Genomic DNA, 12,890 nt, shown 5'->3' with positions numbered 1-12,890 from the left:
GCCATGGGCGAACTCATCAACGTCGCCCTGCGTTTTGCCCTGTACCTCGATCTGACGCTGCTGTTCGGCCTGGCGCTGTTCAGCCTTTACGGGCTGCGTGGCGCGCAGAGCCGCTGGCGTTTTCGCCGGTCCCTGGCGACCGCCCTGGTGCTGGGCGCGTTGCTGTCGGGCGCCGCACTGCTGCAGCTGGCGCTGTCGATGAGTGGTGCGACCAGCCTGGCCGAACTGGACCCGGCGCTGCTGTCTGCGCTCATGCTGGAAACCGCTGTCGGCCAAAGCTGGCTGCTGCGCCTGGCGGCGTTGCTGCTGGCGGGGGGGCTGCTTCTGTTCAGCAGTGGCTGGCCGAGGTTCACCCTCTACGGCCTGATTCTGTGCGCGGCGGCAGCCCTGGCCAGCCTGGCCTGGGGCGGCCACGGGGCAATGAGCGAAGGTGCCCGGCGTTACCTGCATCTGGGCAGCGACATCCTGCATTTGCTGGGTGCCGGCGCCTGGTTGGGAGCCCTGGCGGCTTTCGCCCTGCTGCTGCGTCGTGACGCCTGCGAAGACGAACCGCAGGCAGGCCACCTGCTCGATGCCCTGAAGGGGTTTGCCAGCCTGGGCACGCTGATCGTGATCGTCCTGACCATCAGCGGCGTGCTCAACTACCTGCTGATCGTCGGCCCGGACCCGGCAACGTTGAGCGCCAGCACCTATGGCCTGCTCCTCAGCCTGAAGGTGGCGGTGTTCGCCAGCATGCTGGTGTTCGCCGCGTTGAACCGTTTCCATCTGGTCCCGCAGCTGGAACAGGCGCTGCACCATGGCTCACCCGCAGCGGCCCTGCCCGCCTTGCGTCGCAGCATGCTCCTGGAACTGGCGGCGGCCCTGCTGATTGTCGGCCTGGTGGCCACGCTTGGCATCCTGAGCCCGGCTCCCGAATGAACGCCTATCGCGGGCATGCTTCTGTAGGAACGAGGCATGCCCGCAATGAACGACAACGCGCAGGACCAGACAACCCGAATGGCCAGCACTTGGTATAACGTTGAAACACAAGCGCTGCGCCGCGCTCGAGAAAAGTAGCAAAATACGCAACCCTGTCGGTCCAACACCGCGCCCCCGAGGCGCCCTGATGATCAAGAGACTCCCTATGAACAACACTCTGCGCCTGGCAGCCCTGTCTGCCCTGCTCGTCGGCTCCCTGGCCCAGGCCGCCGACCTGATCCCGATCGATGTGCACCGCGACGCCAACTGCGGCTGCTGCAAGAAATGGATCGAGCACCTGCAAGCCAACGGCTTCAAGGTCAACGACCACGTCGAAAGCAATATGAGCGAAGTCAAGCAGCGCCTGGGCGTGGCCCCGCGCCTGGCGTCGTGCCACACCGCGGTGATCAACGGCAAATTCGTCGAAGGCCATGTACCGGCGGACCAGGTGCTGGCCCTGAGCAAGCGCGATGACCTGCTCGGCGTCGCCGCCCCCGGCATGCCCATGGGCTCGCCCGGCATGGAAATGGACGGCATGCCCGCCGATGCCTACCAGGTCATCGGCCTGACCAGGGACGGCAAGGACGTGGTGGTCGCGGACTACCCGGCCCATTGATCTTCACCGCCTGCCTCGGCCTGTTCCTGGCGGCCTTCGGCGCCGCCACCCTGCTGCCGCTGCAATCCGAGGCCGTGCTGGTGGGCCTGCTGCTCAATGGCCAGCACCCGGTCTGGCTGCTGCTGGCCGTCGCCACCCTCGGCAATGTCCTGGGGTCCCTGGTGAACTGGTGGCTGGGCCAGCGCCTGGAACACTACAAGGACCGCCGCTGGTTCCCCGTCGGCCCACGTCATCTGCAACGGGCCCGCGGCCATTACCAACGCTACGGCCACTGGTCCCTGCTGCTGAGCTGGCTGCCGATCATCGGCGACCCGCTGACCCTGGTGGCCGGAATCATGGGCGAACCGCTCAAGCGCTTCCTGCTGATCGTCACCCTGGCCAAGGGTGCGCGTTATGGCGTGCTGGCCTGGATGACCCTCGGCTGGGTGGGCTGAGCTGACGGGGCACGCCTCCAGGCTTATAAGCATGACCACGAAGGGAACGTTTCGCCCTGGCGATGGCCTCTGCTTATTAATGTCGCCCTAATCACGCCGCGCCAGGATCGGCTCATTTCTCTCGGAGGTCATGTATGTCCCTAAGCCCCACCCGCTGGAGCCTCACCTGCTGGTTACCCGGCCTGTTGCTGACCGCCGCCCTGCCCGCCCTTGCCGCCGAAGGCCCGGCCTACGGTCCCGAGCTGCAAGGCTTCGACTATCCCTACCCGCTGCAGCACTTTGCCTTCGAGTCCCAGGGCCAGGCCTTGCAGATGGGGTATATGGATGTTCCGGCCAAGGGCACGCCCAACGGTCGCAGCGTGCTGCTGATGCACGGCAAGAATTTCTGCGGCGCGACCTGGGACACCTCGATCAAGGCCCTGAGCGACGCCGGCTACCGGGTCATAGCCGCGGACCAGATCGGCTTCTGCACCTCCAGCAAGCCCGAGCACTATCAATACAGCTTCCAGCAGCTGGCGCAGAACACCCGGCAACTGCTGGACCGGCTGGGCGTCCGGCAGGTCAGCCTGCTGGGCCATTCCACCGGCGGCATGCTGGCCACCCGTTATGCCCTGCAATACCCCGAGCAGGTGCAGCAACTGGCGCTGGTCAACCCGATCGGCCTGGAAGACTGGAAGGCCCTCGGCGTGCCCTACCGCAGCGTCGACCAGTGGTACGCCCGCGAGCTCAAGCTGTCGGCCGAGGGCATCCGCGACTATGAGCGCAGCACTTATTACGGCGGCCGCTGGCAGCCGGAATTCGAGCGCTGGGTGGACATGCTCGCCGGCCTCAACAAGGGCCCCGGGCACACCCGGGTGGCGTGGAACTCGGCGCTGATTTACGACATGATCTTCACCCAGCCGGTGTACTACGAGTTCAAGGACCTGAAGATGCCGACCCTGCTGTTGATCGGCACCTCCGACACCACGGCGATCGGCAGCGATATCGCGCCGCCGACGGTCAAGGCGCGGATCGGCAACTACCAGGTGCTGGGCAAGCAAGTGGCCGGGCTTATCCCGCACTCGACCCTGATCGAGTTCCCGGGCCTGGGCCACGCCCCGCAGATGGAACAACCGGCGCAATTCCACCAGGCCCTGCTGGGCTGGCTGGCGTCACATTGATGCGTTTTCCCCGGAGCCTTCATGAGTGTGCAGATCGCGGTAATCGATGATTGGCAGGACGTCGCCCGTGACGTCGTCGACTGGTCGGTGCTGGCGGGCATCGGCCAGGTCAGCTTTATCCATGACTACCCCAGCGACACCGCCGCCATGAGCGAGCGCCTGGCGCCGTTCGAGGTGATCTGCGTGATGCGCGAGCGCAGCCGTTTCGACGCGGCCCTGCTGCGCAGCCTGCCGCGGCTCAAGCTGTTGCTCACCGGAGGCATGCGCAATGCCGCCATCGACCTCGCCGCCGCGACCCGCCTGGGCATCCAGGTGTGCGGCACCGACAGTTACAAGCACGCGGCGCCGGAGCTGACCTGGGCGCTGATCATGGCCCAGACCCGCAACCTGCTCAGCGAAGCCAGCGCGCTGCGCGCCGGCCTCTGGCAACAGGGGCTGGGCGGCGACCTGCACGGCAAGACCCTGGGCATTCTCGGCCTGGGCAGCATCGGCCAGCGGGTGGCGCAGTTCGGCCAGGTGTTCGGCATGCGGGTGATCGCCTGGAGCCAGAACCTCACCGCCGAACGGGCCGCGGCGGCCGGCGTGACCTACGTGAACAAGCAACAGTTGTTCGAACAGGCCGACGTGCTCTCGGTGCATCTGGTGCTCAGCGAACGCAGCCGCGGCCTGGTGGACGCCCAGGCACTGGCCTGGATGAAGCCCTCGGCGCTGCTGGTCAACACCGCCCGCGGGCCGATCGTCGATGAAGCGGCGCTGATCAGCGCCCTCGAACGCGGGCGCCTGGCCGGCGCGGCGCTGGATGTGTTCGAGCAGGAGCCGCTGCCCCTCGATCATCCGTTGCGCCGCCTGCCCAACGTGCTGGCCACGCCCCATGTCGGTTATGTCAGCCAACAGAACTACCGGCAGTTCTTCGCCCAGATGATCGAAGACATCCAGGCCTGGGCCGCCGGCCAGCCGATCCGCCAGTTGGGCTGAACCACGCCAGGGCATTGCGCCAGCACTGCCCTGCACCATCATCGAGCGCTGGCGCGTTCGCCCCGCACCGCTCCCTTGCAGCCCCTCACCGTTTTCGCGCCAAGGCGAAAAAGCCTCGCCCCCGCCCGGTGCGCGAGACTGCCTTTCGTCGGCTTTATTCCGGGGCAGCGCAACCTTCGCCCCGAGAAAACCTAATCGTCACGCCCGCGCTCTAACTTCTGTCCTAGACTGGAATTCGAAAAGTGACCGGACAGTCACTCCCAGGGAAATAAAGTCGAAACTTTTGGCTCACGCCTTGGGTCAGGTTAAAGGTAGGGCCTTCGCGACTGGTGCAATCCTTGCAACGGCCCCTTCACCCTCTTTGCGTCGACGCATGAGGCTGCGTTCGGCTTTCGCATGCGCAACGTTTTTGTGCCCGGCCAGCGGATTGGCCTTTTGACACCGCCGGCAGATGCCAGGAACAGATCAATAAAACGGGAGAAACAGATGACCAGTGCCGTATTGCAAACCCAGGGAAAGCATCCTCTGCCGCTGGCCGGTGAAACGGTCTCCACATCGATTCTCGCCCCTGGTGGCAAGACGTCACTGCCCTTGATCCGCCACAACCCCAATCGCAAGAAGGTCCTGTTCGTCACTTCGGAAATCGCCGACCTGGTCAAGACCGGCGGCCTGGGCGACGTGTCGGCCGCCCTGCCCCGCGCCATGGCGCACCTGCACGATGTACGCCTGCTGATCCCCGGCTACCGGCAGGTGATGCACAGCGAAAACCCGATTCATATCATTGGCGAGCTGGGCGGCCACGCGGCCCTGCCGGCCTGCAAGATCGGGCGCATGGACATGCCCGACGGCCTTGTGATCTATGTGCTGATCTGCCCCGAACTCTATGAGCGCGAAGGTTCGCCCTACGGCGCCAACAACGGCCGCGACTGGCCGGACAACCATATCCGCTTCGCCCGCCTGGGCCTGGCCGCCGCCGACATCGCCGCCAACCTGGCACAGATCCACTGGTGCCCGGACCTGGTGCACGCCCATGACTGGCCCGCCGGGCTGGCGCCGGCCTATATGCACTGGCGCGGGCAACGCACGCCAACCCTGTTCACCATCCATAACCTGGCGTACCAGGGCGTGGTCAGCCTGGCTTCCTGCCCGGAGCTGGGCATCCCCGAACATGCCCTGCAACAGGAAGGCATGGAGTTCTACGGCAAGCTGTCGTTCCTCAAGGCCGGCATGGCCTACGCCAGCCACATCACCACCGTCAGCGCCACCTATGCCCAGGAAATCACCACCCCGGCCTTCGGCTGCGGGCTTGACGGTTTCCTCGCCAGCAAGACCCAGCAAGGCCAGCTCAGCGGCATCCCCAACGGCATCGACGAAAGCTGGGACGCCGCCACCGACCCGCACCTGTCCACCCCCTTCGCCATCGGCGACTGGCAAGGCAAGGCCGCCAATGCCGCCCATGTGCGGCGGATGTTCGACCTCGACCCCAGCAGCGGCCCGCTGTTCGCGGTGGTCTCGCGGCTGGTCTACCAGAAAGGCCTGGACCTTACCGAAGGCGTGGCCGAGTACATCGTCAAGTCCGGCGGCCAGATCGCCATCATCGGCCGCGGCGAGCCGGAGGAAGAACAGGCCATGCGCGCCCTGGCCGCGCGTTTCCCCGGGCGCATCGGAGTGAACATCGGTTTCAACGAAACCGACGCCCGCCGCATGTTCGCCGGTAGCGACTTCCTGCTGATGCCTTCGCGCTACGAGCCCTGCGGCCTGAGCCAGATGTACGCCCAGCGCTTCGGTTCGCTGCCGGTGGCGCGCAATACCGGCGGCCTGGCCGACACCATCGAGAACGGCGTCACCGGTTTTCTGTTCGACGAATCCACCGTGGCCAGCTACCAAGAGGCCCTGGGCCGCGCCTTCAAGGTGTTCGCCTATCCGCAGTTGCTCAACGCCATGCGCTGCCGGGCCATGGCCGCGCCCTTCAACTGGTGCAAGGCGGTGGAACCCTACGCCGAACTCTATGAACAGCTGGTGGCCAAGGCCTTGGGAAAATCGGCCAAACCCTGAGAGGGCACCCTGGATGCCGTCAAGGACTCTGGAAACCTGGCCCCACGGCGCTACTGCGCTCGATGCCGAGCGCACCCGCTTTGCCCTCTGGGCGCCGGACGCACAACACGTCAGCGTCGAACTCGAAGACGGCGTGTCACTGCCCATGCAGCCCCAGGCCAACGGCTGGTTCATGCTCATCGGCCAGTGCCCGCCCGGCACCCGCTACCGCTTTAAGATCAACGATGACCTGCGCGTCCCCGACCCGGCGTCCCGGGCCCAGGACGGCGACATCGACGGCCCCAGCCTGGTGGTCGATCCCCGGGCCTATCGCTGGCGGCACCCACACTGGCAAGGCCGGCCGTGGCACGAAGCGGTGATCTACGAGCTGCATGTGGGCGTGCTCGGCGGTTACCGCGCAGTGGAAAAACATCTGCCACGCCTGGCCGAGCTGGGCATCACCGCCATCGAGCTGATGCCCCTGGCGGAGTTTCCCGGCGATCGCAATTGGGGCTACGACGGCGTCCTGCCTTATGCGCCGGAAGCCTCCTACGGTTCGCCCGACGACCTCAGGCAACTCATCGACAGCGCCCACGGCCTGGGTATGGCGGTGATACTCGACGTGGTCTACAACCACTTCGGCCCCGACGGCAATTACCTGCACCACTACGCCAAGGCCTTCTTCAGGGAAGACCGGCACACGCCCTGGGGCGCGGCCATCGACTTTCGCCGCCAGCCCGTGCGCGACTTCTTTATCGACAATGCCCTGATGTGGCTGCTGGAGTACCGCTTCGACGGCTTGCGCCTGGACGCCGTGCATGCCATCGACGACCCCGACTTCCTGCAACAACTGGCGCAGCGGGTACGCCGCCGGATCGACCCGGCGCGGCAGGTCTGGCTGACCGTGGAAAACGAGTACAACCAGGCCAGCCTGCTGGAGCAGCACTTCGACGCGCAGTGGAACGACGACGGCCACAACGCCCTGCATGTGCTGCTCACCGGAGAGACCGACGCCTACTACGCCGACTTCGCCGAGCGCCCCACCGAGAAACTGGCGCGCTGCCTGAGCCAGGGGTTCGTCTATCAGGGCCACGTCACCCGCCACGGCACCCCTCGCGGCGAACCCAGCAGCCATTTGCCGCCCAGCGCCTTCGTGCTGTTTTTGCAGAACCACGACCAGATCGGCAACCGTGCCTTCGGCGAGCGCCTGGTGCGCCTGGCCGAGCCACAGGCATTGCAGGCGGCCACGGTGCTGTTGCTGCTGTCGCCGATGATCCCGCTGCTGTTCATGGGCGACGAACTGGCGGCGCCGCAGCCCTTCCTGTTTTTCACCAGCCACCACGGCGAACTGGCGGACGCGGTGCGCGAGGGCCGGCGCGACGAATTCGCCGCCTTCAGCGCCTTCGCCGATCCGCATAAACGCGAGCAGATTCCCGACCCGAATGCGCCGGACACCTTCCTCGCGTCGAGGCCGCAGGCGGACCCGGCCCAGGGCGAGCAGACCCTGGCGCTGTATCGCCAGCTGTTGCAACTGCGCCGCGAGCACATCGTGCCCTACCTGCCCGGCGCCGAAGCCCTGGGCGCCGAGGTGCTGGCCGAAGGCGCGCTCTGTGCCCGCTGGCGCCTGGGCAATGGCCAGGAGCTGCGCATCGACCTCAACCTGAGCCCGCACAATGTCGAGCAACAGCCGCCAAGCGCGGCGCAGCGCCTGTTCGAATACCCGGCCCAGGCGTTCGAGCGGTTGCGCCAAGGCACTCTCGCCCCCTATAGCGCGCTGGTCAGCCTCGACGCAGTCGCCCCCACGCCAGACCTTGACGGAGAACACCCATGAGCGACGCGCAACTGGAAATCCTCGCCAGCCGGGCCGGCCTGGCCGTCGACTGGATCGACGCCAACGGCCGCCCGCAACGGGTCGAGCCACGGGTATTGCGAGCCGTGCTGGCCAGCCTCGGCCATCCGGCCGACAACGACCGGCAGATCGAAGCCAGCCTGCGCCAGCTGCTACAGGTGCAGCAGAGCCGGCAACTGCCGCCGCTGCTGACCGCCGACGCCGGCCAGGGCCTGGACCTGGGGCATTACTTCGCCCCGGACACGCCCTGCGAAATCCACCTCGAAGACGGCGGTGTGCTCAACCTCAGGCTGGACGCCAACTCCATGCTGCCGGGCCTGGTCCCGGTGGGTTACCAGGAGGTGAGCATCGCCGGCCAGCACTTCACCCTGGCCGTGGCGCCCGAGCGCTGCTACAGCGTCGCCGACGCCGTGGACCAGGCCACGCCCCGCGCCTGGGGCCTGAGCGTACAGCTGTATTCGCTACGGCGCAGCGGCGACGGTGGTTTTGGCGACACCCAAGCGCTGGAAGACCTGGTCCGGGTCGCCGGCGAACGGGGCGCCGAGGCCGTGGCCATCAGCCCGCTGCATGCCATGTTCAGCAGCGACACCGGCCGCTACAGCCCCTATTCGCCGTCCAGCCGGCTGTTTCTCAACAGCCTGTACGCCGCGCCCGGGACCATTCTCGGCGAGCGGGCCTGGCGCAGCGCGATCGATGCCAGCGGCCTCGGGCCGCAACTGCAACAGCTGGAACAACAGCCAATGGTCGACTGGCCGGTGGCGGCCCAGGCCCGGCAGAAAGTCCTGCGCGCGCTTTATGACGGCTTCTGCCAGGGCGAGCATCCGCTGCACCAGGACTTCGCCAGCTTCCGCCACGCCAGCGGCGAGGCCCTGGAAAACCACTGCCGCTTCGAAGCCATCCAGGCCCAGCGCGCCGCCCGTGGCGAAAGCCTCGACTGGCGCGAATGGCCCGACGCCTGGCGCACCCCACGCAGCCCGGCGCTGGCGCAGTTCGCCGAGGAGCATGCCGCCGATATCGGCTTTTATGCCTTCTGCCAATGGCTGATCGCCCGTTGCCTGGAGCGCGTGCAGGCCACCGCCCGCAGCAGCGGCATGGGCATCGGCCTGATCGCCGACCTGGCGGTGGGCGCCGACGGCGGCGGCAGTCAGGCCTGGAGTCGCCAGGACGAACTGCTGGCGGCGCTGACCGTCGGCGCGCCGCCGGACATTCTCAATCGCCAGGGCCAGGGCTGGGGCATCTCCGCCTTTTCCCCGGAGGGCCTGGTGCGCAATGGCTTCCACGCTTTCATCGAAATGCTCCGGGCCAACTTAGCCCATGCCGGCGGCCTGCGCATCGACCATGTGATGGGGTTGCAGCGGCTGTGGGTGATCCCCCTCGGCGCCCCACCCTGCGACGGCGCCTACCTGTATTACCCGGTGGACGACCTTCTGCGCCTGCTGACCCTGGAGTCGCACCGGCACCAGGCGATCGTCCTCGGCGAGGACCTCGGCACGGTGCCCGACGGCCTGCGGGAAAAACTCAGCGCGCGGGCCATGCTCGGCATGCGCGTGCTGCTGTTCGAGCAGGAGCACGGCACGCATTTCCGGCCGATCCTCGACTGGCCGGACAACGCCCTGGCCACCACCAGCACCCATGACCTGCCGACCCTCAACGGCTGGTGGCAAGGCCGCGACATTGACTGGAGCGCGCGCCTGGGCCTGGTGGACGAAAGCGGCGAAACCCATTGGCGCGAACATCGCCAGCGCGAACGCGAGGGCCTGCGCCACGCCCTGAGTCGCGACCCGCAGAACTTTCGAGAAGACACCCACGAAGCCGACCAGGTGGTGGACGCCAGCGTGCGTTTCCTCGGCCATACCCGCGCACCGCTGGTGCTGCTGCCCCTGGAGGACGCCCTGGGCATCGACGAACAGGCCAACCTGCCCGGCACCCTCGACAGCCATCCCAACTGGCGTCGGCGCCTGGCCGGCAGCAGCGCAGCCTTGCTCGACGACCCGGACGCCGCGCGCCGCCTGGAGCTGCTGGCCTGCGCCCGGCAACAGGCCCACGAGCGCGACCGATGAAGGATTCCACGCACCACAGCCCGCCCATGCGGGCGACCCTGCGCCTGCAGTTTCATCGCGGCTTCACTCTCGACGACGCGGTGCCGCTGGTGCCCTACTTCGCCCGCCTGGGCATCAGCCACCTGTACGCGTCGCCGCTGCTGTGCGCCCGAGCCGGCTCGATGCACGGCTACGACGTGGTCGACCCGACCCGGGTCAACCCCGAACTGGGTGGCGAGGCCGCCCTGGAGCGCCTGGTCCGCAGCCTGCGCCAGCACGACATGGGCCTGCTGCTGGATATCGTCTCCAACCACATGGCGGTCGGCGGCGCGGACAATCCCTGGTGGCATGACCTGCTGCGCTGGGGTCGCCTGAGCCCCTACGGCGAATTTTTCGATATCCAGTGGCACTCCCCCGACCCCTTGATGGAAGGCCAGTTGCTGCTGCCGTTCCTCGGCAGCGACTACGGCGTAGCCCTGCAGGAAGGCGCGCTGAAGCTGTGCTTCGATGCCGAACGGGGCGAGTTTCATGTCGAGCACTACCAGCATCATTTCCCGATCTGCCCCAGCGACTATGGCGAACTGCTGCGGCTCCAGGGCGAGACCGACGCCGCGCCGGCCGAGCGCCTCAAGCCACTGGCCGATGCCTTCAGCACCCTGCGCTACCAGCCCGACGCCCACACCCAGGCCGAGTCCTTGCAACAACAACTGCAGGAAGCCGCCCGTGAACCGCAGGTCCGCGCGGCCATCGAGCAGCACCTGGCGCGCTACGATTCGCGCCAGCCGCAGGGCTTCGCCCGCCTGCACGCCCTGCTGGAGCAGCAGAGCTACCGCCTGGCCAGCTGGCGCACCGCGGCGGACGACATCAACTGGCGGCGCTTCTTCGACATCAACGAACTGGGTGGGCTACGGGTCGAGCGCCCAGCGGTGTTCGAGGCCACCCACGGCAAAATCTTCCAGTTGATCGCCGCCGGCCTGGTGGACGGGCTGCGCATCGACCATATCGACGGCCTGGCCGATCCCCGCGGCTACTGCCGCAAACTGCGGCGCCGGGTCGACGCCCTGCGCCCCGGCCAGCACTTGCCGATCTACGTCGAGAAGATCCTCGGCGCTGGCGAAACCCTGCGCCGCGACTGGGGCGTGGACGGCAGCACCGGCTACGAGTTCATGAACCAGCTGTCGCTGCTGCAACACGACCCGCAAGGCGCCGCCCCCCTGGCCGAACTCTGGAGCCGGCACAGCGAACGCCCGGCGGCCTTTCTCGAAGAGGCCCGGCTGGCGCGCCAGCAGTTGCTCAACGGCTCGCTGGCCAGCGACTTCGAAAGCGTGGCCCAGGCCCTGCTGCAAGTGGCGCGCAACGACGTGATGAGCCGCGACCTGACCCTCGGCGCCATCCGTCGTGCCTTGCAGGAACTGATCGTGCACTTCCCGGTGTACCGCACCTACATCGGCGCCTGCGGGCGCTCGGCGGCGGACGAGGTTTTTTTCCAGCAGGCCCTGCAAGGCGCCCGCGACACCCTGGGCGAAGCCGACTGGCCGGTGCTGGCCTACCTGCAACAGTGGCTCGGCGGCCGCGGCTGGCGCCAGCTGCCACCGGGGCGCCCGCGCAAGGTGCTCAAGCATGCCTGCGTGCGCTTCCAGCAACTGACCTCGCCGGCGGCGGCCAAGGCGGTGGAAGACACCGCGCTCTATCGCTCGGCGGTGCTGCTGTCACGCAACGACGTCGGCTTTTCCACCGAGCAGTTCTGCGCCCCGGTGGAAGACTTCCACGCCGCCTGCCGCGAACGCCTGGAGGCTTTCCCCGACAACCTGCTGGCCAGCGCCACCCACGACCACAAGCGCGGCGAAGATGCCCGCGCGCGCCTGGCGGTGCTCAGCGAACTCGGCCCCTGGTACGTCGAACAGGTGGAACACTGGCGCGGCCTGGCCCAGGCCCTGCGCAGCGATCCCCAGGCGCCCGCTGCCGGCGACGAATTGATCCTCTATCAGGCCCTGCTCGGCAGCTGGCCGCTGGAACTGCACAGCGACGACCGCCAGGGCCTGCGCGACTATGCCCAGCGCCTCTGGCAATGGCAGGAAAAAGCCCTGCGCGAAGCCAAGCTGCACAGCAGTTGGGCGGCGGCCAACGAGGCCTATGAAAGTGCCGTGCACGACTTCATCGAGCGCCTGTTGCTCAGCCCCGAGGGCCTGCCGTTGCGCAGCGCCATCGGCACAGCCGTCCAGGTCATCGCGCCCGCTGGCGCCCTCAACGGCCTGGCTCAATCCTTGCTGCGCATGACCGTGCCCGGCGTGCCGGACCTGTATCAGGGCAACGAGTTCTGGGACTTCAGCCTGGTGGACCCGGACAACCGTCGCCCGGTGGACTTCGCCGCCCGACAGCAGGCTCTGGACCCTTGCGGCGAAACCATGGAACTGTTGGCGAACTGGCGCGACGGGCGCATCAAGCAGGCCCTGATCGCCGCCACGCTGGCGCGCCGGGGCGAATACCCGCAACTGTTTCGCCGGGGCACTTACCAGCCGCTGCCGGTACAGGGCCGACACGCCGACAAGGTGCTGGCCTTCATGCGCGAACACCAGGGCCAGCGCGCCGTGGTGATCGTGCCCAGGCTGGTCGCCGGGCTGCTGGAAAGCGGCGCGCAACCCCGGGTCGACGCGCCGGATTGGGGCGATACGCGTGTGCATCTGCCATTCGCCGCGCCAGGACAAAACCTGAAGGGACTTTTTTCCACGGGGGCAGTCACACCCCACAAGGATCTGATGATCAGCAGCGCATTGCGGGATTTCCCGGTCAACCTCTTCATCCAAACTTGAGTTCAGTTCAGGAGCA

The 12,890-nt window shown here is 67.3% G+C and carries 9 protein-coding genes; all 9 read left to right on the top strand.

Translation table 11 applies throughout. The features are described 5' to 3' along the window. Positions 1 to 3 precede the first annotated feature (3 nt). The 9 genes from copD (at position 4) to BM019_RS14580 (ending at position 12,874) form a co-directional block, all read left to right on the top strand. Positions 4 to 918: a copper homeostasis membrane protein CopD gene (copD, locus tag BM019_RS14620; RefSeq protein WP_092418691.1), complete on the top strand. Its 915-nt coding sequence runs from the start codon at positions 4 to 6 to the stop codon at positions 916 to 918. Positions 919 to 1,123: 205 nt separating this feature from the next. Further along, positions 1,124 to 1,573, top strand: a complete 450-nt coding sequence (locus BM019_RS14615; protein ID WP_053261030.1) for a DUF411 domain-containing protein — start codon at positions 1,124 to 1,126, stop codon at positions 1,571 to 1,573. After that, positions 1,570 to 2,007: a YqaA family protein gene (locus BM019_RS14610; RefSeq protein ID WP_092418690.1), complete on the top strand. Its 438-nt coding sequence runs from the start codon at positions 1,570 to 1,572 to the stop codon at positions 2,005 to 2,007. Before BM019_RS14615 ends, BM019_RS14610 begins: the two co-directional genes overlap by 4 nt. A gap of 134 nt (positions 2,008 to 2,141) precedes the next feature. Then, the gene (locus BM019_RS14605) at positions 2,142 to 3,167 is read left to right on the top strand and encodes an alpha/beta fold hydrolase (protein ID WP_092418689.1); all 1,026 of its coding nucleotides are present in this window, start codon (positions 2,142 to 2,144) and stop codon (positions 3,165 to 3,167) included. Positions 3,168 to 3,188: 21 nt separating this feature from the next. Next, on the top strand, positions 3,189 to 4,142 hold the full coding sequence (locus BM019_RS14600) for a D-2-hydroxyacid dehydrogenase family protein (protein WP_062825774.1): 954 nt from the start codon (positions 3,189 to 3,191) through the stop codon (positions 4,140 to 4,142). A gap of 486 nt (positions 4,143 to 4,628) precedes the next feature. Beyond that, the gene (glgA, locus tag BM019_RS14595) at positions 4,629 to 6,197 is read left to right on the top strand and encodes a glycogen synthase GlgA (RefSeq protein WP_009043705.1); all 1,569 of its coding nucleotides are present in this window, start codon (positions 4,629 to 4,631) and stop codon (positions 6,195 to 6,197) included. Positions 6,198 to 6,210: 13 nt separating this feature from the next. Next, complete coding sequence (treZ, locus tag BM019_RS14590) at positions 6,211 to 8,007, top strand: malto-oligosyltrehalose trehalohydrolase (protein ID WP_092418688.1); 1,797 nt, start codon at positions 6,211 to 6,213, stop codon at positions 8,005 to 8,007. After that, entirely contained in the window at positions 8,004 to 10,085 is a 2,082-nt protein-coding gene (malQ, locus tag BM019_RS14585; protein ID WP_092418687.1) for a 4-alpha-glucanotransferase, read from the top strand. The genes treZ and malQ overlap by 4 nt, the downstream gene beginning before the upstream one ends. Beyond that, entirely contained in the window at positions 10,082 to 12,874 is a 2,793-nt protein-coding gene (locus tag BM019_RS14580) for a malto-oligosyltrehalose synthase (protein WP_092418686.1), read from the top strand. The genes malQ and BM019_RS14580 overlap by 4 nt, the downstream gene beginning before the upstream one ends. Positions 12,875 to 12,890: the final 16 nt, after the last annotated feature.

It is taken from the genome of Pseudomonas sp. NFPP07 (assembly GCF_900115645.1).
Lineage (GTDB): Bacteria > Pseudomonadota > Gammaproteobacteria > Pseudomonadales > Pseudomonadaceae > Aquipseudomonas > Aquipseudomonas chlororaphis.
Note: the sequence above shows the minus strand (reverse complement) of the source record. Positions and strands in the feature narration are given on the sequence as shown.